Origin of the sequence: Streptomyces sp. NPDC059718 (assembly GCF_042733315.1) — a bacterium.
Lineage (GTDB): Bacteria > Actinomycetota > Actinomycetes > Streptomycetales > Streptomycetaceae > Actinacidiphila.
Window position 1 is genome coordinate 1 of record NZ_JBHWGA010000015.1, and the last position, 23533, is coordinate 23533.

The 23533-nt window shown below is 72.3% G+C and carries 19 protein-coding genes, 1 tRNA gene and 1 pseudogene; 15 read left to right on the forward strand and 6 right to left on the reverse strand.

The annotated features are described in order from the left end of the window. The 4 genes from ACFV3E_RS18420 to metH form a co-directional block, all read right to left on the reverse strand. Window positions 1–1199: ABC transporter substrate-binding protein (locus ACFV3E_RS18420; protein WP_500535569.1), on the reverse strand; the 1199-nt coding region annotated here is incomplete at its 3' end. Between the two features lie 85 nt (window positions 1200–1284). Beyond that, window positions 1285–2877 carry an ABC transporter substrate-binding protein gene (locus tag ACFV3E_RS18425; protein WP_500535570.1) on the reverse strand — a complete coding sequence of 531 codons (1593 nt, stop codon included), beginning with the start codon at window positions 2875–2877 and terminating at the stop codon, window positions 1285–1287. 384 nt (window positions 2878–3261) lie between these two features. Next, entirely contained in the window at window positions 3262–3963 is a 702-nt protein-coding gene (locus ACFV3E_RS18430) for an HAD family hydrolase (RefSeq protein WP_500535571.1), read from the reverse strand. Window positions 3964–4081: 118 nt separating this feature from the next. Then, window positions 4082–7588 (reverse strand): methionine synthase, encoded by a 3507-nt coding sequence (gene metH, locus ACFV3E_RS18435; RefSeq protein ID WP_500535572.1) that lies wholly within the window; start codon window positions 7586–7588, stop codon window positions 4082–4084. A 222-nt stretch (window positions 7589–7810) separates the two neighbouring features. Between metH and ACFV3E_RS18440 the strand changes: the two genes are divergently transcribed. From ACFV3E_RS18440 to ACFV3E_RS18455, 4 genes are all read left to right on the forward strand, one after another. Then, a complete protein-coding gene (locus ACFV3E_RS18440; RefSeq protein ID WP_500370430.1) occupies window positions 7811–8575 on the forward strand; it encodes an IclR family transcriptional regulator in 765 nt (254 codons plus the stop codon). 229 nt (window positions 8576–8804) lie between these two features. Then, entirely contained in the window at window positions 8805–9587 is a 783-nt protein-coding gene (locus ACFV3E_RS18445) for an MIP/aquaporin family protein (protein WP_500535573.1), read from the forward strand. A 40-nt stretch (window positions 9588–9627) separates the two neighbouring features. Further along, window positions 9628–11154 carry a glycerol kinase GlpK gene (gene glpK, locus ACFV3E_RS18450; protein WP_500535574.1) on the forward strand — a complete coding sequence of 509 codons (1527 nt, stop codon included), beginning with the start codon at window positions 9628–9630 and terminating at the stop codon, window positions 11152–11154. Between the two features lie 7 nt (window positions 11155–11161). Then, a complete protein-coding gene (locus ACFV3E_RS18455; protein ID WP_500535575.1) occupies window positions 11162–12772 on the forward strand; it encodes a glycerol-3-phosphate dehydrogenase/oxidase in 1611 nt (536 codons plus the stop codon). A gap of 54 nt (window positions 12773–12826) precedes the next feature. Here the strand turns inward: ACFV3E_RS18455 and ACFV3E_RS18460 are convergent, their stop codons facing one another. Both ACFV3E_RS18460 and ACFV3E_RS18465 read right to left on the reverse strand, forming a co-directional pair. Further along, complete coding sequence (locus tag ACFV3E_RS18460) at window positions 12827–13657, reverse strand: isocitrate lyase/PEP mutase family protein (protein ID WP_500535576.1); 831 nt, start codon at window positions 13655–13657, stop codon at window positions 12827–12829. Next, a pseudogene (locus tag ACFV3E_RS18465) lies at window positions 13654–14378 on the reverse strand (ArsR/SmtB family transcription factor). The gene ACFV3E_RS18460 and the pseudogene ACFV3E_RS18465 overlap by 4 nt, the downstream one beginning before the upstream one ends. 134 nt (window positions 14379–14512) lie before the next feature. On the opposite strand from ACFV3E_RS18465, the gene ACFV3E_RS18470 reads away from it, so the two are divergent. The 11 genes from ACFV3E_RS18470 (at window position 14513) to ACFV3E_RS18520 (ending at window position 23408) form a co-directional block, all read left to right on the forward strand. Beyond that, the gene (locus ACFV3E_RS18470; protein ID WP_500535577.1) at window positions 14513–14899 is read left to right on the forward strand and encodes a GntR family transcriptional regulator; all 387 of its coding nucleotides are present in this window, start codon (window positions 14513–14515) and stop codon (window positions 14897–14899) included. Then, window positions 14896–15813 (forward strand): ABC transporter ATP-binding protein, encoded by a 918-nt coding sequence (locus tag ACFV3E_RS18475; RefSeq protein WP_500535578.1) that lies wholly within the window; start codon window positions 14896–14898, stop codon window positions 15811–15813. The genes ACFV3E_RS18470 and ACFV3E_RS18475 overlap by 4 nt, the downstream gene beginning before the upstream one ends. Beyond that, window positions 15810–16685 carry an ABC-2 membrane transporter-related protein gene (locus tag ACFV3E_RS18480; RefSeq protein ID WP_500535579.1) on the forward strand — a complete coding sequence of 292 codons (876 nt, stop codon included), beginning with the start codon at window positions 15810–15812 and terminating at the stop codon, window positions 16683–16685. Before ACFV3E_RS18475 ends, ACFV3E_RS18480 begins: the two co-directional genes overlap by 4 nt. Before the next feature lie 54 nt (window positions 16686–16739). Beyond that, window positions 16740–17507, forward strand: a complete 768-nt coding sequence (locus ACFV3E_RS18485; RefSeq protein ID WP_500535580.1) for a phosphorylase family protein — start codon at window positions 16740–16742, stop codon at window positions 17505–17507. Next, window positions 17504–18823, forward strand: a complete 1320-nt coding sequence (locus ACFV3E_RS18490) for an amidohydrolase (protein WP_500535581.1) — start codon at window positions 17504–17506, stop codon at window positions 18821–18823. The genes ACFV3E_RS18485 and ACFV3E_RS18490 overlap by 4 nt, the downstream gene beginning before the upstream one ends. Beyond that, complete coding sequence (locus ACFV3E_RS18495; protein ID WP_500535582.1) at window positions 18820–19443, forward strand: sulfite oxidase-like oxidoreductase; 624 nt, start codon at window positions 18820–18822, stop codon at window positions 19441–19443. The genes ACFV3E_RS18490 and ACFV3E_RS18495 overlap by 4 nt, the downstream gene beginning before the upstream one ends. Then, a complete protein-coding gene (locus ACFV3E_RS18500; protein WP_500535583.1) occupies window positions 19436–20197 on the forward strand; it encodes a ferredoxin reductase in 762 nt (253 codons plus the stop codon). Before ACFV3E_RS18495 ends, ACFV3E_RS18500 begins: the two co-directional genes overlap by 8 nt. 65 nt (window positions 20198–20262) lie before the next feature. Beyond that, window positions 20263–20336 (forward strand) — tRNA-Pro (locus ACFV3E_RS18505). Window positions 20337–20509: 173 nt separating this feature from the next. Continuing rightward, a complete protein-coding gene (locus ACFV3E_RS18510) occupies window positions 20510–21181 on the forward strand; it encodes a FadR/GntR family transcriptional regulator (protein WP_499510960.1) in 672 nt (223 codons plus the stop codon). Between the two features lie 97 nt (window positions 21182–21278). Next, window positions 21279–22340, forward strand: coding sequence for a glycoside hydrolase family 18 protein (locus ACFV3E_RS18515; protein WP_500535584.1), 1062 nt, complete (start codon window positions 21279–21281; stop codon window positions 22338–22340). A 129-nt stretch (window positions 22341–22469) separates the two neighbouring features. Continuing rightward, complete coding sequence (locus ACFV3E_RS18520; RefSeq protein WP_499510962.1) at window positions 22470–23408, forward strand: PAC2 family protein; 939 nt, start codon at window positions 22470–22472, stop codon at window positions 23406–23408. Window positions 23409–23533 lie beyond the last annotated feature (125 nt).

Sequence of the window (23533 nt, forward strand, 5' to 3'; positions counted from 1 at the left end):
TCGAACAGCCCGCTGTCGTTGAGCTGCTTGGCGATCGCCTTCAGCTCCGCCACGGTGCCCGGCCCGAACCGCACCGGCGTCGCCCACAGCGTGAAGGACACCTTGCTCGTGATCCCCGCCTGCGCCAGCGCCGCCTGCGCCCCGGCCCGGTCGCCGCCCTCGCCGTAGCGGTCGAAGAACGCGGTGTTGTGACCGGTGATACCGGCCGGCACGATCGAGTACAACGGGGTCGCGGTGCGCTGGTAGACGTCCCGGATGAACGCCTTGCGGTCGATCAGATAGGCCACCGCGCGCCGCACGGCCTTGTCCCCCACCACCGGGTCCTTCAGGTTGAACACCAGGTGCTGGACCTCGGCGCCGGTGCCCTCCACGACCTGGATCCCGGTGTCGCCGGCTATCGAACTGCGCTGCAGCGAGGCGATGTCGGCGGAGTCCAGACCACGGTAGGCCAGGTCCACCGACCCGTCCTCCACCGCGTCCTTCAACGCCGGCTCGTCACCGAAGAACTTCATCGTCATGCCGGAGTTACGGATCTCCGCCGTGCCCCGGTAGTCCCCGTTGACCGAGAACACCGCCTGCTTGCCCGCCTCGTAGGAGTCCAGCTTGTACGGGCCCGAACCCGTCGCCTTGCCGTCCGTGCGGAGCTTGTCCGCCGGGTACTGCGTGTGGTCCACGATCGAGCCCGCACCCGAAGCGATCTTCATCGGGAACGTCGCGTCGGAGTACTTCAGGTGGAACACCACCCGCTCCGGCGAGGGCGTGTCGATCGTCTTGATCGCGTCCAGCAGCACCGCCGGACCGTTCTCGTCATTGATCTTGATGGTGCGCTCGAAGGAGAACTTCACGTCCTCCGACGTCAGAGCCTCACCATTGCTGAACTTCAGACCCTGCCGCAGCGTGCAGTCGAACGTCTTGCTGACCGGGTCGGTGAACTTGCAGCTCTCCGCGGCCTCGGGATCGGGCTTGGTGGCGCCCCTGGGGAAGCTGAGCAGCGACTGGAAGACGTTGTTGAACACGATCCAGGAACCGACGTCGTAACCGGCGGCGGGATCAACGGCCGTCACCTTGTCGGTGATCCCCATCGTGAGGGGCTCCCCGGAGCCCTCGCCGTCCGACCCTCCCGTACCGCAGCCGGCGACCACGACCGCCGTCAAGGTCGCGGAGAGCGGGAGCGCCAGTCGCTGGACTCGATTCCTCACGAGACTTCCCTCACAGCTTCGTCGTACGGGGCCGGCCCCGGCCGGGCGGACCGGGGGGAATTCCCGGGTCCGCCCAGCGGGTGGCTCATCCTGTCACACCGCGACCAATCTCCCAGAACTGGGCGGTCGAGGAGGAATTGAGGAACCATTCGGTTCCGGTGATGCCGTCGCGGCTGGCGACGTACTGCTTGTCCTGGTACAGCGGGATCATCGGGAGGTCCTGCGCCAGGATGTTCTGGATCTGCGAGAAGTCCTTGTCCGTCTTGCTGCGGTCCGCGGACTGGCGGGTGGCCGGCAGGAGCGAGTTCTTGATGTTCCCGGCCCCGTAGTTGAGGTCGAGGAACCCTTCCGCGAAGAACGGCGCGATGTAGGTGTCGGCGTCCGGGAAGTCGGGGAGCCAGCTGAGCGAGTACGCGGCCCACCTGCCCTTGACGGCGCCCGGCAGGAACGTCTTCCAGGGGCTGCCCTTGAGGGTCACGTCGAACAGGCCGGTGGCGTCGAGCTGCTTCTTCACGTTCTCGGCCTCCTCCTTGTTCGGGGTGGCCGGGCGGTCCGTCGGGTAGGAGTAGGTGATCTTGACCGGGGTGCTGATGCCCGCGGAGGACAGCACCTCGGCGGCCTTGTTCCGGTTGGGCTCGCCGTACGCGTTGAAGTACGAGTTGGTGTGGCCGGTGATGCCGGTCGGGACGGCGCCGAACAGCGGGGAGGCGGTGCGGCCGGTCACGTCGCGCGTGAGGGCGTCACGGTCGATGACGCGCGCGATGGCCTCACGGACGGCCTCGGGCTTCACGGACGGGTCGTCGACGTTGAAGAACATGTAGCGGACCGAACCACCCGGGGTCTCGGTCAGCTTGACGTTCTCGACCGTGCCCTGCTCGACCGCGTTGATCTGGTCCGGCGTAAGGGTGCGGTTCACCACGTCGACTTCGCCGTCGCCGAGCGCCTTCATCATCTCCTTGGCGGAGGCGAAGAAGCGGACCTCGATCTTGTCGTTGCTGCGGTTGCTGACTAGGCCCTTGTAGTTCGGGTTCGCGCTGAGGACGGCCTTGCCGTCCTCCCACGAGTCGAGCTTGTAGGGGCCGGAGCCCTCCATCTTCAGGCCGTTGAGCGGCTGGGTGGCGCTGTAGACCTCGCTGTCGACGATGGCCGCGGCCGGGGTCGCCAGCCGGTACGGGAACGTCGCGTCGGAGGCCTTGAGGTGGAAGACGACGGTCTTCGGGTCCTGGGCCTCGACGCTGTCGATGTTCGCGAGGAGGCTGGAGGGGCCGAAGTCGCTCTTGATCTTCAGCACACGGTCGACCGAGAACTTGACGTCCTCCGAGGTGAGGTCGTGGCCGTTGGCGAACTTCAGGCCGTCCCGCAGCGTGCAGCGGTACACCTCCGACTTGGTGTCGGTGAAGCCGCAGGACTTGGCGGCGTCCGGCTCGGGGGTGGTGGAGCTGCGCGAGTAACCGAGCAGCATCTGGAAGGTGTTGTTGAAGAAGCTGTACGTGCCACCGTCGTACGAGGTGGCCGGGTCCACGGGAGAGGGCAGCTCGTCGGACACTTCGATGTGGTCCGTCGTGCCGATGACGACCGCGTCACCGCCACCGCCACCGCCGGTCGAGTCACCGCACCCGGCGAGTACGGGCGCGGCGAGGCCCAGCAGGGCCGGCAGCACCAGTAGCTTGCGATTCATCCTCGTTGTTCTCCCTCTTCCGGCCCTTGGCCGTGCAGTGTTGAGCGGGGCGACGATACCCGTAATTGCTGGGGACCGGCATTCCGGTGGACCGCCCCCGAACACGGAGAAGTTGAGCCCGCGTCACGGGTGGATAACAAGGGGCGCCGTACCGATATCCGGACAGCGGAACGAACAACCCGCCGCTCCGCAATCCGGACACAAGCACCCTGACCGCACCGTGTTTTGACGGACTGAAGCACGTCCGGCGCGTACTGTCGACAGCCGCCGACGTGACAAGTATCACGTCCCTGCGTACTGGCCGGTAAACAATTCGGCGCTCCGAATCGTCACGGAAAATAGCCGGGCAAGCGCCCAGAGTTTCCACTCAATTCACGGCGACGCTCAGTGAACGGACGTAATCAGAGAGCGCAGAAAAGGCACGTCGACCCGTTCCAGGGAGGTCACCACGGTCCGCCCGGGGGCCGGTGCGATGGCGGCGATGGACGGGACGGCCACGACCTGGCAGCCGGCGGCCTCGGCGGCCTCGACCCCGGTGGGGGTGTCCTCGACGACCACGCACCGCTCCGGGTCCGCGCCCAGCCGTGCCGCGGCCGTCAGGTACGGGTCGGGGTACGGCTTGGTCCGCTCGATCTCGTCCCCGGCGAGGGAGAAGGCGAAGTGGTGGGAGCCGAGGGAGAGCATGACGGCGTCGATGATGCGCCGGTGGGAGGCGGAGACCAGGGCGGCGGGCACCCCGTGCGCGGCCAGTTCGGTGAGCAGGCGCTGGGCGCCCGGCATCAGCGGCACGCCGCGGCCGATGAGCTCGACGAAACGCAGGTTGATCAGCGTGGACAGCTCGGCGAGCGTGGCGTCCGTGCCGGTGACCGAGATGAGGTGTCCGAGGCTGCGGGTCATGGGACCGCCGACGACGACCTCACGGTGGGTGTCGTCCAGCACGTGGCCGAGCTCCGCGAAGACCTCGACCTCCGCGTGCCACCAGAAACCCTCGGTGTCGACCAGCGTGCCGTCCATGTCCAGGAGCACGGCCTGCAGGCCTGCCTCCCGGGCCGGCCGGATCTCGGTGGCGGGAATACCGCTCGTCATGCGCCCCACTCCTCTGCGTTCAGGGGGCACAAAGGCCGGTCGCCTCGCGCCCGGGTGGTGGGGGCGTGCGACCGGCCAGGTGCCGTATCGGACCGTCCAGTGTACGACGTACGTCCGACTACCGCGCGTTGAAGTACTTGGCCTCCGGGTGATGGATGACGATCGCGTCGGTGGACTGCTCCGGATGGAGCTGGAACTCCTCCGACAGCCGGACCCCGATCCGCTCGGGCTCCAGCAGCTGCGCGATCTTGGCCCGGTCCTCCAGGTCGGGGCAGGCGCCGTAGCCCAGCGAGAAGCGGGCGCCCCGGTACTTCAGGGCGAACATGTCCTCCATCGCGGCCGGGTCCTCCGCGGCGAAGCCGAGCTCGGCGCGGACCCGGGCGTGCCAGTACTCGGCCAGGGCCTCGGCGAGCTGGACGGACAGGCCGTGCAGCTCGAGGTAGTCGCGGTAGGCGTCGGCGGCGAACAGCTCGTTGGCCGCCTCGGAGATCCGGTTGCCGACGGTGACGACCTGCAGGCCGACCACGTCGGTCTCGCCGGACTCCTCGGGACGGAAGAAGTCGGCCAGGCACAGCCGGCGGCCGCGGCGCTGGCGCGGGAAGGTGAACCGGGTCCGCTCGGTGCCGTCCTCGTGGAGGATGATCAGGTCGTCGCCCTTGGAGACGCAGGGGAAGTAGCCCTGGACGACGGCGGCCTCGAGCAGCCCCTCGCTCTGCAGGCGGTCCAGCAGCCCGCGCAGCCGCGGACGGCCCTCGGTCTCCACCAGCTCCTCGTAGGTGGGGCCGCCGGTACGGGACTGCTTGAGCCCCCACTGGCCCTTGAACAGGGCGCCCTCGTCCAGCCAGGACGCGTAGTCCTTGAGCGGGATGCCCTTGACGACGCGGGAGCCCCAGAACGGCGGGGTGGGCACCGGGTTGTCGACGGCGACGTCGGAGCGGATCTGGCCCCGGTTCTCCTCGGGCTCGGGCACGACGCCCGCGCGGGCGGCCACGCGGCGCTGCTTCAGCTCGGGGAGGGTGGCGCCGGGCACGCCGCGCTTGACGGCGATGAGGGCGTCCATCAGGCGCAGTCCCTCGAAGGCGTCGCGGGCGTAGCGGACCTCGCCCTGGTAGAGCTCGTGGAGGTCCTGCTCGACGTAGGCCCGGGTGAGGGCGGCGCCGCCGAGGATGACCGGGTAGGTGGCGGCGAGGCCGCGCTGGTTCAGCTCCTCCAGGTTCTCCTTCATGATCACCGTGGACTTCACCAGCAGGCCTGACATGCCGATGACGTCGGCGGAGTGCTCGTGCGCGGCGTCGAGGATCGCCGAGACGGGCTGCTTGATGCCGAGGTTGACGACGTTGTAGCCGTTGTTGGACAGGATGATGTCCACGAGGTTCTTGCCGATGTCGTGGACGTCGCCGCGGACGGTGGCCAGCACGATGGTGCCCTTGCCGGAGGCGTCGGACTTCTCCATGTGCGGCTCGAGGTGGGCGACGGCGGACTTCATCACCTCGGCCGACTGCAGGACGAACGGCAGCTGCATCTGGCCGGAGCCGAACAGCTCGCCGACGACCTTCATGCCCTCCAGGAGGGTGTTGTTGACGATCTCGAGGGCGGGACGCGAGGTCAGGGCCTCGTCCAGGTCGGCCTCCAGGCCGTTCTTCTCGCCGTCGATGATGCGCCGCTGCAGGCGCTCCTCCAGCGGCAGCGCGGCCAGTTCCTCGGCGCGGCCGGCCTTGACGGACTTGGTGTCGACGCCCTCGAAGAGCTCCAGGAAGCGCTGCAGCGGGTCGTAGCCCTCGCGGCGCCGGTCGTACACCAGGTCCAGGGCGACCTCGCGCTGCTCCTCGGGGATGCGGGCGATCGGCGAGATCTTGGAGGCGTGCACGATCGCCGAGTCCAGGCCGGCCTCGACGCACTCGTGGAGGAAGACCGAGTTGAGCACCATGCGGGCGGCCGGGTTGAGGCCGAAGGAGATGTTGGACAGCCCGAGCGTGGTCTGCACCTGCGGGTGGCGGCGCTTGAGCTCGCGGATCGCCTCGATGGTGGCGAGGCCGTCCTTGCGGGACTCCTCCTGGCCGGTGGCGATGGTGAAGGTCAGGCAGTCGACGATGATGTCGCTCTCGTCGATGCCCCAGTTGCCGGTCAGGTCCGCGATGAGCCGCTCGGCCACGGCCACCTTGGCCTCGGGGGTGCGGGCCTGGCCCTCCTCGTCGATGGTGAGGGCGATCAGGGCGGCGCCGTGTTCCGCGGCGAGGCGGGTGGTGCGGGCGAAGCGGGAGTCGGGGCCGTCGCCGTCCTCGTAGTTGACGGAGTTGATCACGGCGCGGCCGCCGAGCTTCTCCAGGCCCGCGCGGAGCACCTCGGGCTCGGTGGAGTCCAGCACGATCGGCAGGGTGGACGCGGTGGCCAGGCGTCCGGCGATCTCGTTCATGTCGGCGACGCCGTCGCGGCCGACGTAGTCGACGCACAGGTCGAGCAGGTGGGCGCCCTCGCGGATCTGCTCGCGGGCCATCTCCACGCAGTCGTCCCAGCGGCCGTCCAGCATGGCCTCGCGGAACTTCTTGGAGCCGTTGGCGTTGGTGCGCTCGCCGATGGCGAGGTACGAGGTGTCCTGGCGGAAGGGGACGGTCTGGTAGAGCGAGGAGGCGCCCGGCTCGGGGCGCGGCGCGCGGGGGGTGACCTCGTGGCCGCGGACGCGTTCGACGACCTGGCGCAGGTGCTCGGGGGTGGTGCCGCAGCAGCCGCCGACCAGGGAGAGGCCGTACTCGCGGACGAAGGCTTCCTGGGCGTCCGCGAGTTCGCTGGGGGTCAGCGGGTAGTGCGCGCCGTCCTTGCCGAGGACGGGGAGGCCCGCGTTGGGCATGCACGAGAGCTGGATGCCGGCATGCCGGGCCAGGTAGCGCAGGTGCTCGCTCATCTCGGCGGGGCCGGTGGCGCAGTTCAGGCCGATCATGTCGATGCCGAGCGGTTCCAGCGCGGTGAGCGCGGCCCCGATCTCGGAGCCCAGCAGCATGGTGCCGGTGGTCTCGACGGTGACCGAGCAGATCAGCGGCGCGTCGAGACCGGCCGCCTCCAGGGCCCGGCGGGCGCCGATGACCGCGGCCTTGGTCTGCAGCAGGTCCTGGGTGGTCTCCACGACCAGCGCGTCGGCGCCGCCGGTGAGGAGCCCGGCCGCGTTCTGCTCGTACGCGTCGCGCAGGGCGCCGTAGCCGATGTGGCCGAGGGTGGGCAGCTTGGTGCCGGGGCCCATGGAGCCGATGACCCAGCGCCGCCGGCCGTCCGCGGCGGTGAACTCGTCGGCGACCTCGCGGGCGATCCGGGCGCCGGCCTCGGACAGCTCGACGATCCGGTCGGCGATGTCGTACTCGCCGAGGGCGGAGAAGTTGGCGCCGAAGGTGTTGGTCTCCACGCAGTCCACGCCGACGGCGAAGTACTCGCGGTGGACGGAGGCGACGATGTCGGGGCGGGAGACGTTGAGGACCTCGTTGCAGCCCTCGTGCCCCTGGAAGTCGTCGAGGGTGGGATTCTGCGCCTGGAGCATCGTGCCCATCGCCCCGTCTGCGACGACCACCCGGGTCGCCAGGGCCTCTCGCAGTGCTGCGCTTCGGGCACCGCTGTTGGACGGAAGGGACGGCTGGGCCATGGGTGTGCTCCCTGGAGTGCGACGGCTGTCGGCTTGGTGTGTGCCGGTGCTGCTGGTACACACCAGGCCAGCGTAGCCAAGACCCCGGATTCCGCCGCGGGGCATTCCGAGGGGCGGACGGCGGTGCCACACTCTTCTCTGGGATGATGACGGTCGGCATCGTCTGACAGCGTTCAGCATTGTCGAATCGCTTCTAGGTCGTTCCTTACGGAGGGGTTGTTCATGCCAGGTCCCATCCAGTCGCTCTCCAGGGCGGCCGCGATCCTGCGCCTGCTGGCCGGCGGCGAGCGCAGGCTCGGCCTGTCGGACGTGGCCTCCTCCCTAGGCCTGGCGAAGGGCACGGCGCACGGCATCCTGCGCACGCTGCAGCAGGAGGGCTTCGTCGAGCAGGACCCGGTCTCGGGCCGCTACCAGCTGGGGGCCGAGCTGCTGCGGCTGGGCAACAGCTACCTGGACGTGCACGAGCTGCGGGCCCGCGCCCTGGTGTGGACCGACGACCTGGCGCGCTCCAGCGGCGAGGCGGTCTACCTGGGCGTGCTGCACCAGCAGGGGGTGCTCATCGTCCACCACGTCTTCCGCCCGGACGACAGCCGTCAGGTGCTGGAGGTCGGGGCGATGCACCCGCTCCACAGCAGCGCGCTGGGCAAGGTGCTCTCGGCCTTCGACCCGGTGGCGCACGGCGAGGCGGTCGAGCTGAAGCGCGAGCAGCTGACCGCGCGCACGATCACCGGGGACGCCGACTTCGAGGGTGTGCTGGACCTCACCCGCGCCCGGGGCTGGGGCTCGGACCTGGAGGAGACCTGGGACGGGGTGGCGTCCATCGCCGCCCCCATCCACGACCGGCACCGCATGCCCGTGGGGGCGGTGGCCGTCACCGGGGCGGTCGAACGGGTCTGCGCGGACGGCGAGATCCGGCCGCAACTGGTCGCGGCGGTGCGGGACTGCGCCAGGGCGGTCTCCCGCGACCTGGGCGCCGGCCGCTTCTGACACCGGCCGGGTCCCGACTCGGAGACCTTTCCGCAACCTGACGAACCCTTGACGCGCGTGGTCGCGCAGGAGAACACTCTCGTTCGACGGTCGACATTGTCGAACACCAGCCGACGGAGTCGGTAAGGTGGACGTAACCGTGGGACCGCCGAGGGCCTGGTGACAGGCCCACGAACTCCGGAACGGGACCGGAGTTCGCCTTCCCCTGGACGAAGGACAAAGGAGTCGCATGTCCAGCGACCACATCTTCATCGGCGAGACCATCGGTACCGCTGTTCTGATCCTCCTCGGCGGCGGCGTCTGCGCGGCTGTCACCCTCAAGAGCTCCAAGGCCCGTAACGCCGGCTGGGTGGCCATCACCTTCGGTTGGGGCTTCGCGGTCCTGGCCGGCGCCTACATCTCCGGTTCCCTCTCCGGCGCCCATCTGAACCCGGCCGTCACGATCGGCCTCGCGGTCGACAGCGGTGAGTGGAGCAAGGTCCCGGTCTACCTGGCCGGCCAGATGCTCGGCGCGATGATCGGCGCGACCCTGGTGTGGATCACCTACTACGGCCAGTTCCAGGCCCACCTGACGGACGCCGAGATCACCGGCGGTCCGGGGGCGCAGGCCACCGCGGCGGCCGAGAAGCAGACCGCGGGCCCCGGCCCGGTGCTGGGCGTATTCTCCACCGGCCCCGAGATCCGCAACGTCGCGCAGAACCTCGCCACGGAGATCATCGGCACCTTCGTCCTGGTGCTGTTCATCCTGACCCTCGGCCTCACCAAGGGCCTCGCTGTCTCCGGTACGGGCACCCTGATGGTCGCACTGGTCGTCGTCGGCATCGGCCTCTCGCTCGGCGGGCCGACCGGATACGCCATCAACCCCGCACGCGACCTCGGTCCGCGCATCGTGCACGCCCTGCTGCCGCTGCCGAACAAGGGCGGCTCCGACTGGCGCTACGCCTGGATACCCGTCGTCGGCCCGATCGTCGGGTCGGTCCTCGCGGCCGGCCTCTACAAGATCGCATTCTGAGAAGCAGCCCCCGACATCCCAAGGACCTGAGGAGCACACCGTGACCGACGCCCACACCACAGGCCCGTTCATCGCGGCCATCGACCAGGGCACCACGTCCTCGCGCTGCATCATCTTCGACAAGGACGGCCGGATCGTCTCGGTCGGGCAGAAGGAGCACGAGCAGATCTTCCCCAAGCCGGGGTGGGTCGAGCACGACGCCGCCGAGATCTGGACGAACGTCCAGGAGGTCGTCGAGGAGGCCGTCAGCAAGGCCGGCATCACCTCCGCCGACGTCAAGGCGATCGGCATCACCAACCAGCGCGAGACCACCGTCCTGTGGGACAAGAACACCGGCGAACCGGTGCACAACGCCCTGGTCTGGCAGGACACCCGTACCGACGCCCTGTGCAAGGAGCTCGGCCGCAACGTCGGCCAGGACCGCTTCCGCCGCGAGACCGGCCTGCCGCTGGCCTCGTACTTCGCCGGGCCGAAGATCCGCTGGCTGCTCGACAACGTCGAGGGCCTGCGCGAGCGCGCCGAGGCCGGCGAGATCCTCTTCGGCACCATGGACAGCTGGGTGATCTGGAACCTCACCGGCGGGGTCAACGGCGGACACCACGTCACCGACGTGACCAACGCCTCCCGCACGCTGCTGATGAACCTGCACACCCTCGACTGGGACCACAAGATCCTGGAGTCGATCGGCGTGCCCGCCGCGGTGCTGCCGGAGATCCGCTCCTCCGCCGAGGTGTACGGCACGGCCGCCTCCGGCGCCCTGGCCGGCGTGCCGGTCGCGTCCGCGCTCGGCGACCAGCAGGCGGCCCTGTTCGGCCAGACCTGCTACGCCGAGGGCGAGGCCAAGTCCACCTACGGCACCGGCACCTTCCTGCTGATGAACACCGGCGAGAAGCCGATCAACAGCTACAACGGCCTGATCACCACCGTCGGCTACCGCATCGGCGACCAGAAGCCGGTGTACGCCCTGGAGGGCTCGATCGCGGTCACCGGCTCGCTGGTGCAGTGGATGCGCGACCAGATGGGCCTGATCAAGACCGCGGCCGAGATCGAGACCCTGGCGCTGTCGGTCGAGGACAACGGCGGCGCGTACTTCGTGCCCGCCTTCTCCGGTCTGTTCGCCCCGTACTGGCGCTCCGACGCCCGCGGTGTGATCGCCGGCCTCACCCGGTACGTCACCAAGGCCCACATCGCCCGCGCCGTGCTGGAGGCGACCGCCTGGCAGACCAGGGAGATCGTCGACGCCATGACCAAGGACTCGGGCGTGGAGCTCACCGCGCTCAAGGTCGACGGCGGCATGACCGCCAACAACCTGCTGATGCAGACCCTCGCCGACTTCCTGGACGCGCCCGTCGTGCGTCCGCTGGTCGCCGAGACCACCTGCCTGGGCGCGGCGTACGCCGCCGGTCTGGCCGTGGGCTTCTGGTCGGACACCGACGAACTGCGCGCCAACTGGCGCCGGGCCGCCGAATGGACCCCCCGCATGGACGCCGACGTCCGCGACCGCGAGTACAAGGACTGGCTCAAGGCCGTCGAGCGGACCATGGGCTGGATCGAAGAGGAGAAGTGAACCGATCATGACCACCCTGCAGCGCGTCCCGGCCCTCGGGACGCGTCCGACCGCCGGCCGTAACCCGGGCCGCGCCGAGACCCGGGAACTGCTGAGCCGCGCCACCTACGACCTGCTGGTCATCGGCGGCGGCATCCTGGGCACCTCCGTGGCCTGGCACGCCGCGCAGTCGGGGCTGCGGGTCGCGATGGTGGACGCCGGCGACTTCGCCGGCGCCACCAGCTCCGCCTCCTCCAAGCTCGTCCACGGCGGTCTGCGCTACCTGCAGACCGGCGCGGTCAAGCTGGTGGCGGAGAACCACATGGAACGGCGGGTCCTGGCCAGGGACGTGGCTCCGCACCTGGTCAACCCGCTCACCTTCCATCTGCCGGTCTACCGGGGCGGCCCGGTCGGCGCCGCCAAGCTCGGGGCGGGGGTCTTCGCCTACTCGGCGCTGTCCGCCTTTGGCGACGGGGTCGGCAGGATCATCTCCCCGGCCAGGGCGGCGGCCGCCAACCCCGCCCTGCGCACGGAGAACCTCAAGGCCGTCGCGGTCTACTACGACCACCAGATGAACGACTCGCGGATGGCGGTCATGACGGTGCGCGCCGCCGTCGAGGCGGGCGCCGTCGTCCTCAACCACGCCGAGGTCACCGGCCTGCGCTTCACCCACGGCCGGGTCACCGGCGCCGACCTGAAGGACCGTCTGGACAGCACCGAGTTCGGCGTCGACGCGCGGCTGGTGCTCAACGCGACCGGCCCGTGGGTCGACCACCTGCGGCGGTTGGAGGACAAGGGCGCCGCCCCCAGCATCCGGCTGTCGAAGGGCGCCCACATCGTCCTGAAGCGCAAGGCCCCGTGGCGGGCCGCCATGGCGACCCCCATCGACAAGTACCGCATCACGTTCGCCCTGCCGTGGGAGGACCAGCTGCTGCTGGGCACCACCGACGAGGAGTACACCGGCGACCCGGCCGACGTGCGGGCCACCGAGTCCGACATCACGCAGATCCTGGACGAGGCCGCCCACTCGGTGCGCGACGAGCACCTGTCCCGCGACCTGATCACCTACGCCTTCGCGGGCCTGCGGGTGCTGCCCGGCGGCCCCGGCGGCGTGGAGAAGGCCAAGCGCGAGACCGTCGTCACCGAGGGCAGCGGCGGCATGCTGTCGGTGGCGGGCGGCAAGTGGACGACGTACCGGCACATCGGCCGCACCGTGATGGCCAAGCTCGCCAAGCTGCCCGGCGGTCCGCTGAACGAGGACATGGAGCCGCTGGACCACCTGCCCAGGAGGGTCCCGCTGCCGGGCGTCGCCAACCCCAACGCGGTCGCCCACCGGCTGCTGGTCGACCGGGAGCCGGGGCGGCGCCTGGACCCGCTGACGGCACGCCACCTCGCCACCCACTACGGCGCGCTGTCCTTCGACATCGCCCGGCTGGTCAACGAGGACCCGGCGCTCGGGGAGCGGATCCACCCCGACGGCCCGGAGATCTGGGCCCAGGTCGTGTACGCCCGCGACCACGAGTGGGCGCAGACGGCGGACGACGTGCTGCGTCGCCGCACCACCGTGACGGTGCGCGGCCTGGACACCGTGGACGTCCGGGAGCGGGTCGAGTCGCTGCTGGCCGGCCGGCGCGACTGACACCCCCGCCCCGTGGGCCCGGGCGCCCCGGGGTGAGCGGCAGGACCTCCGCGCTCACCCCGGACGCCCGGGCCGCCGCGTCTCCACCGGGGCGTAGGCGGCCGCGAGGTCCTGGGCGTCGGCGTACGAGGGCAGTCCCGCCGGGGGCGGTGTGCCGCGCTCGGCGTGCCCGGCGGTCTCCACGGCGGCGTGGAGCGCGGCGCGGAAGAGCAGCGAGCCGGTGCTGACCCGGCTCACCCCGAGGGCGGCCAGTCGCGGCAGTCCGGGGCCGCCCGGCGGGAGCAGGACGTTGAGCGGGGCACCGAGGTCGGCCGCGAGCGCGGCGATGACGCTCTCGTCCGCCAGGCCGGGCACGAAGATCCCGTCGGCGCCGGCGGCGAGGTAGGCGGCGGCACGGCGGCGGGTCTCGTCCGGCGGGTCCTGTCCGGCGGTGCCGAGCCAGTAGGTGTCGGTGCGGGCGTTGACGAAGAGCCCGGGGGCGGTGCGTTTGACCGCGGCGATGAGCTCGCACTGCGCGGCCGGGTCGGTGAGGCCCGCTCCGCCGGGGCGGCCGTCCTCGATGTTGACGCCCGCGACGCCCAGCCGTTCGAGTCCCGCGGCGAGTTCGGCGACGTCCTCCGGCGTGGAGCCGAAGCCCCCCTCGATGTCGACGCTGACCAGGACGGGCAGCCGGACGAGGTCGCGGGCGAGCCACAGGGTCGTCTCGCGGGTGGCGCCGGCCGCGTCCGGCAGTCCCGCCGCGGCGGCGACGCCCAGGCTGGTGGTGCCGATCGCGGGGAAGCCGCGGGCGGCGAGTGCGGCCGCGGAGGCGCGGTCCCAGGCATTGGGCAGGAAGAGCGGGCGCCCGGCCCGGTGGAGGGCGCGGAAGGCCTCGAAGCGGTTCATGCGGTGGGTGCCTCCAGGGCGTCGGGCGCGATGCCCAGGTGGGTGTGGAGTGCCGTGCGGCCCCGCGCGGTGAGCTTCACGGCGCGGCCGCCGCCGATGCGCACGCACCAGCCGGACGCGAGGGCGTGCCCGCACAGCGCGGCCCCGGCGACGCCCGCCAGGTGCGGGCGGCGCTCCGTCCAGTCCAGGCAGGGCCTGGCGAGCGGACGGCGGCCGGTGCGTGCGGCGGCCAGGTCGACGCCGAGCCCGGTGAACCACTCCACGCCCTCGTCGGTGAGGGCGAAGCCGGTGCTCTGCCGGAGCAGTCCGCGGTCGGTCATGGCGTCCGTGACGAGGATGCCCAGGCGTCCCGCCAGATGGTCGTAGCAGGTCCGGGCGCGGGCCATGGCGCTCCCGGCGCCCGCCTGCCCGAGGGTGCGGGGCGCGGCGCGCGGCGGCCCGGCGTGCGCGGCGAGGTCCTCGACGAGCTGCGCGGTACGGGCGTCGGCGAGGCGTACGTAACGGTGGCGGCCCTGGCGTTCTCGGTGAGCAGCCCGCCCGCGACGAGCCGGCCGAGGTGCTCGCTGGCGGTCGAGGGCGCCACTCCCGCGTGGCGGGCCAGCTCCCCCGCGGTCCAGGCCCGGCCGTCGAGCAGCGCCAGGCACATCGCCGCCCGCGTCTCGTCGGCGAGCAGCGCCGCGAGGGCGGCGAGGGCACTTCCCGCGTGGTCGTTTCGCACCATGTCCCCAGCATGACCCCCGGACGTTTCGGCGCACGCCGAAGCGTCCCGGCCGGCCGCCGTCGCCCGCGGCTTGACAGGACGTCAGTCCAGGCCTCACCCTTTCACCACTTGCTTAGTGAAAGGGTGTTTCGCGCATGGTCGAGTTCCGCATCGACCGCCGCAGCGGCGTCGCCACCTACCTCCAGATCGTCCAGCAGACCAAACAGGCCATGCGGCTGGGCCTGCTGGAGCCCGGCGACCGGCTGCCGACGGCCCGCGAGGTCGTCGAGGCGACCGCCGTCAACCCCAACACCGTGCTCAAGGCCTACCGCGAACTGGAGCGCGAGGGCCTGGTGGAGGCGCGCCGGGGCCTGGGCACCTTCGTCCAGAGGTCGCTGGGCGCCGGCCCGGCCGACTCGCCGCTCGCGGGCGAACTGACCGACTGGATGCGCCGCGCGCGTGCCACCGGGCTCGACCGCGAGGACGCCGCGGCGCTGTTCCACTCAGTGCTCGACCAGGAGTTCTCCGAGGGGGAGAAATGAATCAGGAAACGGCCGCCGTCGAGGCGGCCGGGCTCGGTCTGCGGTACGCGTGGGGACGGGACCCCGTCCTGCGGGACTGTTCCTTCCGGCTGCCGGCCGGCCGGATCTGCGCGCTCGTCGGACCCAACGGCGCGGGCAAGTCGACACTGCTCGCGCTGGCCGCGGGACTGCTGCGCCCCACCGAGGGGGAGCTGCGCGTGTGCGGTACGACCCCCGGCGCGGCCCGCACGCGGCTCGCCTACGTCGCCCAGGACAAGCCGCTCCACCCGCAGCTGACCGTGGCGGCGACGCTGCGGCTCGGCGCCGAGCTCAACCCGGGCCACTGGGACCAGGAGACCGCCGAACGCGTCGCGTACGGCGGCGGCCTGACGCCCCGCGACCGCGTCCGGGCCCTGTCGGGAGGCCAGCGCACCCGCGTCGCGCTCGCCCTGGCCCTGGGCAAGCGCGCCGAACTGCTGCTCCTGGACGAGCCGATGGCCGACCTCGACCCGCTCTCCCGCCACGAGCTGACCGGTGCCCTCATGGCCACGGCGGCCGAGCGCGGTACGACCATCGTGATCTCCTCGCACGTCGTCGCCGAACTCGACGGCGTCTGCGACCACCTGCTGCTCCTCGGCGAGGGCCGGGTCCGGCTGGCCGGCGACACCGACGACCTGCTGGCCGCGCACCGCCGGGTCACCGGCACCGGCGGGGACTTCGGCCCCCACACCGTGGTCGAGGAACACGTCAACGGGCGCGGACGCACCGCACTGGTCCGCCCCGCCGGAGCGCTGGAGGACGGCGGCGACCGGCTGGTGGAGGAGCCCACCCTCGAGGAACTGGTCCTCGCCCATCTGCGCAACCCCGGGGCGCCCGCCCTGCTCACGGCCGACGCCACGCCCGCACCCGTGTCCCGCCAGGAGGCCGTCGTATGACCGCCGTCGCCCCATCGCCGCGCCCGCCCGTCCTGCCCGGCCTGACCTGGTCGGTGGTGCGCCTGCACCGCACGGCGCTGTGGCTGTGGATCGCCTTCGTGGCGGCCGGATCCGGCTGGCTCCTTCGCGCCCTGTGGCTGAGCGCGGGGGACCCGCGGTACGACCCCGCCTGCGCCCCGCACTGCGTCGACCCGGAGCCGTTCGACGCCTACATCCCCCTCCACCTGCAGGGCCGCGTGATGGCGCTCCTTCCGCTCGCGGTCGCGGTGTTCGCCGGTGGCGCCCTCGTCGGCCGGGAACTGGAGCGGGGGACCGCCGCGCTCGCCTGGGTCCAGTCGGTCACCCCCACGCGCTGGCTCGCCGCCAAGCTCGCCGTACCGGCCCTACTGCTGACCGCCGGCACGACCGGCCTGACGCTGCTCTTCCGGTGGGTGTGGAGCACGGGCCACCCGCAGGAGCGCCCCGGCTGGTACGAGAACGACATCTTCCTCTCCACCGGCCCGGTCCTGGTCGCGCACGTGCTGCTCGCCCTGGTTCTGGGCGCGCTCGCCGGGATGCTGATGCGGCGCACGCTCAGCGGACTGGGCCTGGCCTTCTTCGGCACCTCCCTGGTGCTCGTCACGGCGGGGCTGTACCGCTCCGCCCTGTGGCCGAAGGTCGGCATCGGGCTCGCGCACGTCGGTGCCGCGGACTGGTCGGCGGAACGCGTGCCCAAGCCCGCGGACGGCGTGGGGTTCGGGGATTCCGTGGCGATGGTCCACCCCGCCTCGCACTACTGGCCCCTGCAGCTCGTCGAGACCGGCATCGTGCTGGCCCTCGCCGCCCTCGCCTGCTGGGCCTGCTTCGCGCTGCTCCGGCGTCGGACGGCCTGAGCCGGGGTCCTAAGGTGATCCGCACAGCATCGTCCCGCCCGGCCCGGAGGCCCGATGACCACGGATCAGCTGCCCATCTCCCGCATCCCGCGCTCCGGGCTGCCCGCGCACGCGGTCGTCGTGGGCGACCCGGCGCGCGCGGCGGAGGTGGCCTCCCTGCTCACGGACCCGCGTGAGGTGTCGCACCACCGCGAGTACCGCACCTTCGCCGGCGCCTGGAAGGGCACCCCCGTCGTGGTGTCCTCGCACGGGGTCGGCGGGCCGGGGGCGATGTGCCTGTTCCAGGAGCTGGCGGACGCCGGCGTCGTGACGATCCTGCGCCTCGGCACGGCGGGCGCCATCCGCGCCGGGATAGGGGACGGCGACCTGGTGATCGCCGAGGCCGCGGTGCGGGACGACGGGGTCACCCAGCAGTTGCTGCCGCCGGAGTACCCGGCGTTCGCGGCGCCGGAGGCGGTGCTGGCGCTGCAGCGGGCGGCGCGGGCGGCGGGGGCGCCGCACCACCGGGGCGTGGTGTGGACGCGTGCGGCCTTCCAGCCGGGTTTCCTGCCGCTGCCCGGCGCGGCGTACGCGGCGGCCGGGATCGCCGCGATCGAGATGGAGCTGTCGGCCCTGCTGGTGCTGGCCTCGACGCGCGGCCTGGTGGCCGGCGGCGCGCTCGTCGTCGACGGTGCCAACGCCGACGACCTGGTCGACGTGGAGGCCACCGGCGGCTACGACCCGCACCGGGCGGTGGTCGCCGAGGGAGTCGCCCGCGGCAGCCGGGTAACGTTGGACGCCTTGCATCTGCTGGCCACCGAGTACGGAAGCGACGAGAAGTGAGCGCTCAGGACGCCGATCTGCTGGTGCACGGCGGCGATGTGCTGACCGTCGACGCGGCGGGCACCGTCGTCACCGACGGCGCGGTCGCCGTACGGGACGGCGAGATCATCGCCGTCGGACCGACGGCGCAGGTGCGCGCGGCACACCGCGCCGCCGAGGAGATCGACGCCTCGGGGTGCCTGGTGCTCCCCGGGCTGGTCAACACCCACACCCACCTGGCGATGACCCTGCTGCGGGGCTGCGCCGACGACGTCGACCTGCAGGAGTTCCTGGCCCGGGTGATCCCCCGCGAGGCCGAGCTGCTGTCGCCGCGGGCGGTGGCCGCGGGCGTGCGGGTCGCCGTGGCGGAGAGCGTACGGGCCGGGGTCACCACGGGCCTGGACATGTACTGGTTCCACGAGGCCGCCGAGGAGGCCGCGCGGGCGGCGGGCTGGCGGCTGCTGGCCGGTCCGACCTTCATGGACGTGCCCGGGCCGCCGGACGGCCGCCCGTACGGTGACCGCATGGCATGGGCCGCGGCCGACCTGGCCGCGCGCACCGCCTCCGTGCCGGGCACCCGGCCGGTGGTCTTCGCGCACAGCGCCTACACCCTCGACCCCGAGCAGCTCGTCGCGATCACCTCGCTCGCCCGCGAGCACGGCGCGCTGCTGCACGTCCACGCGGCGGAGAACGCGGCCGAGGTCGCGATGGTGGTCGAGGCGCACGGCAAGCGGCCGGTCGAGCTGCTGGACTCCCTCGGAGTCCTCGGGCCCGACGTGCTGCTGGCGCACGCCGTGGACCTGACCGACGGCGAGATAGCCGCCCTGGCCAGGACCGGCACGTCCGTCGCGCACTGCCCGGTCTCCAACCTGAAGCTGGGCTGCGGCATCGCCCGCGTCCCCGAGCTGCTGGCCGCCGGGGTCACCGTCGGGCTCGGCACCGACGGTGTGGTGAGCTCCAACACCCTGGACGTCCTGGGCGCGGTGCGGACCGCCGCGCTGGTGCACAAGGCCGCCGGCGACCCGACCGCCGTCGGCGCGGAACAGGCGGTGCGGATGGCGACGATCGAGGCCGCCCGCGCCCTGGGCCTCGCCGACCACCTCGGCTCCCTGGAGCCGGGCAAGCGCGCCGACCTGGCCGTCCTCGACCTCGGCGGGCCGCACCTCACGCCGCGCCACGACCCCTGGTCGATGCTGGCCTACGCGGCCGCGGCCGCGGACGTACGGGACACCGTCGTCGACGGCCGGGTCCTCATGCGCGACCGGGTGCTGCTCACCCTCGACGAACCGGCCGCGCTGCGCGAGCTGGAGGAAGTCGAGCTGGAGCACCCCGCATGACCTCGGCCGTCGAACCCACCCGCGGCTTCACCGGGCGCAGCCGCGCCGCCGACCGCGACCCGCGGCTGCCGCCCGGCCAGTACGACGCCCGCGACACGTGGCCGGTCCTGTCCGCCGAGGTCACGCCCACGATCGCGGCCGGGGACTGGACGTTCCGGGTGGACGGGCTGGTGGACCGCCCGCACACCTGGGACTGGGACGCGGCCCACGCGCTGCCCGGCTCCGAGTACCGGGGCGACATCCACTGCGTGACCGGCTGGTCCAAGTTCGGCGTGCGCTTCGGAGGGGTGCCGGTCGACACCTTCCTGGAGGCCGCGCGCCCCTCCCCCGCCGCCACCCACGTCGTCGCCTGGTCCCACACCGGCTACGCCGCCAACCTGCCGCTCGCGGACGTCACCGGCGGCCGCGCCTGGATCGTCTGGGAGTACGACGGGGCGCCGCTCGCCCCCGAGCACGGCGGCCCGGCCCGGCTGGTCGTCCCGCACCTGTACTTCTGGAAGAGCACCAAGTGGATCGCGGGCCTGCGCCTGCTCGACCACGACGAGTCCGGCTTCTGGGAGCAGAACGGCTACCACCACCGGGGCGACCCCTGGCAGGAGCAGCGCTACGCCCATGACTGACCTCGCCACCCCCGCGCCCGCCCCGGCGTTCGTCCCGCCGGCCCGGTTCGCCGTACCCGGCCGCATCGCGGTCCCCGAGGCCGCCTCCTCGGTCTGGCGGCGCGCGGTGATCACGGAGATCCGCCGCGAGACCCCGCGCACGTCCACCTTCCGGCTCGCGGTGCCCGGCTGGGCGGGCCATCTGCCCGGCCAGTACCTGACGCTGCGCCTCACGGCCCCCGACGGCTACACGGCGCAGCGCAACTACTCGGTCGCCTCCGCCCCCGACGGTTCCGGCCACATCGAGCTGACCCTCGACCACGTGGCCGGCGGCGAGGTGTCCGGGCACCTGCACACCGTCGCCCGGCCGGGCGACTCCATCGAGGTCCGCGGCCCGCACAGCGGCTTCTTCGCCTGGACGGGGGACCATCCGGCGCTGCTGCTGGGCGCCGGATCCGGGGTGGTCCCGCTGATGTCGATGGTGCGCCACCGCCGGCTGCGCGGCCTCGACGTGCCGCTACGCCTGATCGTCTCGGCCCGCACCCGCGAGGACCTGATCTACGCCGCCGAGTACGGCCCGGAGACGACCGTGCTGCTCACCCGCACCGAGGGCCGCCTCACCGCCGCCCACCTGGCCCCGCACCTCGCAAAGCCGCCGCCGGGCGGCTGGGAGGCGTACGTCTGCGGCGGCAACGGTTTCGCCGAGCACGCCTCGCGTCTGCTGGCGGCCGCCGGACAGCCGCCGGACAGGATCCGCATCGAGCGATTCGGCTGATCAGCGAGGTTCGGGTATCCTCCTCTGTACGTGATCTTCCGGGGCGGCGCCCCGGGGAACGTCACCGGGACGTGGCGCAGCTTGGTAGCGCACTTGACTGGGGGTCAAGGGGTCGCAGGTTCAAATCCTGTCGTCCCGACGGTGATTTCGCAGGCCGAAGGCCGTGTCCGCAGCAGCGGGCACGGCCTTTCGGCGTTCCGCGGGACGGGCGTCGCGGGGGCGGTGGATCAGACCTCCGCAGAAGGCCCCGGCTCTCGGGCCGTGCGGGCATAATGGCCCGATACATCGGATGTCCGGGGAGGCGAGGGGCTCATGGCGGTCACCGACGAGGCGATCGAGAAGATCAAGGGGATGATCGTCTCCGGCGCGCTGCGGCCCGGCGACCGGCTCCCCAAGGAGAGCGAACTGGCCGCGGAGCTCGGGCTGTCGCGCAATTCCCTGCGCGAGGCGGTCCGCGCGCTGTCCTTGATCAGGATCCTGGACGTACGGCAGGGCGACGGCACCTACGTCACCAGCCTGGACCCGCAGTTGCTGCTGGAGGCGCTGAGTTTCGTGGTGGACTTCCACCGCGACGACACCGTCCTGGAGTTCCTCGCGGTGCGCCGCATCCTGGAGCCCGCGGCCACGGCGATGGCGGCGGCGCGCATCGCCGAGTCCCAGCTGGACGTGCTGACCGAGCAGTTGGAGGCGCTGGGGACGGCACCGTCGGTGGAGGAGCTGGTCGCGTGCGACCTGGAGTTCCACCGCGGCATCGTCCAGGCCTCGGGCAACTCGGTGCTGTGCTCGCTGCTGGACGGGCTGTCCGGGCCGACCACGCGGGCCCGGATCTGGCGCGGGCTGACGCAGGAGGACGCGGTGAGCCGCACCCTGCACGAGCACCGCGCGATCCTGGCGGCCCTGCGGGACCGGGACGCGGAGGCGGCGCGGTCCTGGGCGACGGTGCACGTCGCGAGCGTGGAGCAGTGGCTGCGGTCCACCCTCTGAGGCCCGGCAGGTCCCCGCGGGATCCCACGGGCGGGCGAACCGCCCCGAGCCCGGCTGCGTCCGGTCATTCGTCAGAGTGATCGAAAAGAGGGATCGGATGAATCCACGCCCCCGGCTGCGCCTGCGCCGCCCATCGGCCCGTACGCTGCGCCGCGGCGCGCTGCTGGTCGTCCTCGCCGTCCTGCTCCCGGTGCTCGCCGCCGGGGTCGCCCTGCGCCTGGAGTACACCGGCGACCCCTCCGGCGCCGGCGCCGGCCGTGACCGGAACGCGGTGTGGCTCGGGCACGCCTGGGTCGACGGCGGCCGCGACGACGCCGACCTCGAGACGCTGGCCCGGGAGTTGCGCGGCAGCGGCACCCGGGACCTGTACGTGCACACCGGGCCCCTGGAGTTCGACGGCCGCCTCGACGCGGGCCTCTACCCGGGAGCGGAGGACATGATCCGCCGGATGCACACCGCGCTGCCCGGGGTGCGCGTCCAGGCGTGGCTCGGCCAGGTCCTGTCGCACGACGGTTCGAAGGGCCTGCACCTGGACGACCCGGCGACCCGCGCCCGGGTACGGGACAGCGCGGCCCAGGTCCTGGCGGCCGGGTTCGACGGGGTCCACCTGGACCTGGAGCCGATGTACTCCGACGACGAGGCCTTCCTCTCGCTGCTGGACGCGGTGCACCGGCTCACCGCCGCCCGCGGCGTGCCGCTGTCGGTGGCGACGCACCAGATCGACCCGCTGCCCTCCCTGCACTCGGTGAGCGGCCCGCTGTTCCACCACCCCAAGTGGTGGTCGCAGCGGTACTTCGGGCAGGTGGCCCGGCGCGTGGACCAGGTCGCGATGATGACCTACGACACCGCCCTCCCCCTGGAGAGCCTCTACGGAGGCTACGTGGCCCAGCAGACCGCCCTCGCCCTGGAGGTGACGCCGCCGGGCACCGACCTGCTCGTGGGCCTGCCTGGCTACCACACGAACAACCTGGGCCGGCACGCCTGGGCGGAGACGGTCACGGCCGCCGTGCGCGGCGCCCGGCTCGGCCTCGCCCGCGAGGCGCCCGCCCGCGAGCGCTTCGGTCTCGCCCTGTACGTCGACTTCGCCGCCACGCCGGCGGACTGGGCCGCGTACCGCTCGGCGTGGAGCGGTGGCCGACCGGACGCGTACGTCGGATGACTCTGGGGATCATCCCCCTACGAAGGCGGCGGCACCTGTCTCACGAAGCCGTAGGCTGGTGCAGCACGCGAAGGAACGGCAGCCGGCGGGGGTGGCACCATCCCCCTTCCGGCCGGAAGGAGGCGCTGGGTGATCGAGCTCGAGGGGGTTCCCGAGCTGATCGACCCGGTCATGGTGGCCGCGTTCGAGGGCTGGAACGACGCCGGGGACGCCGCCTCCGCCGCGGTCGGGCATCTGGACCGGGAGTTCAAGGGCGAGGTGTTCGCCGCGCTGGACGCCGAGGACTACTACGACTTCCAGGTCAACCGCCCCACGGTCTGGATGGACGGCGGCACGCGACGGATCACCTGGCCCACCACGCGGCTGTCCGTCATCCGCATCGAGACCCCCAAGCCACGCGACCTCGTCCTCGTACGGGGCATCGAGCCCAGCATGCGCTGGCGCTCTTTCTGCAACGAGATCCTGGGCTTCGCCCATGAGCTCGGCATCGAGATGGTGGTGGTGATGGGCGCCCTCCTGGGCGACACCCCGCACACCCGTCCGGTGCCGGTCACGGCCGTCACCTCCGACCCGGACCTGGCGACCGCGCTCAGCCTGGAGGAGTCCCGCTACGAGGGCCCCACCGGCATCGTCGGCATCCTCCAGGAGGCCTGCACCCACGCCGGCATCCCGGCGGTGAGCCTGTGGGCCGCCGTGCCGCACTACGTGTCGCAGCCGCCGAACCCGAAGGCGACGCTGGCGCTGCTCAACCGCCTGGAGGACCTGCTGGACCTGCGCATCCCGCTCGGCGAGCTGCCGGAGGACGCGCGTGCCTGGCAGGTCGGCGTGGACCAGCTCGCGGCCGAGGACAGCGAGGTCGCCGAGTACGTCCAGACGCTGGAGGAGGCCCGCGACACGGCGGAGCTGCCGGAGGCCTCGGGCGAGGCCATCGCCCGCGAGTTCGAGCGCTACCTGCGGCGCCGCGACCCGCAGTCGGGCGAGTCCGACGCGGGCCCCTACCTGCGGGACATGTCGCAGAAGCCCAAGGACGACCGGGAAGAGAAGGAGGACGGCGCCGACGGGGAGTGACCCGGCCGGCACGTCATGGGATGACACGGCCCGGCCGCCGCCCCCCCCACGGGGGGGGGGGCCGGGCGGTAAGCGGTAGTAAGGGGTGGGGGGGAAAAGGATGGGCGCGGGGCTCCCGCGCCGGG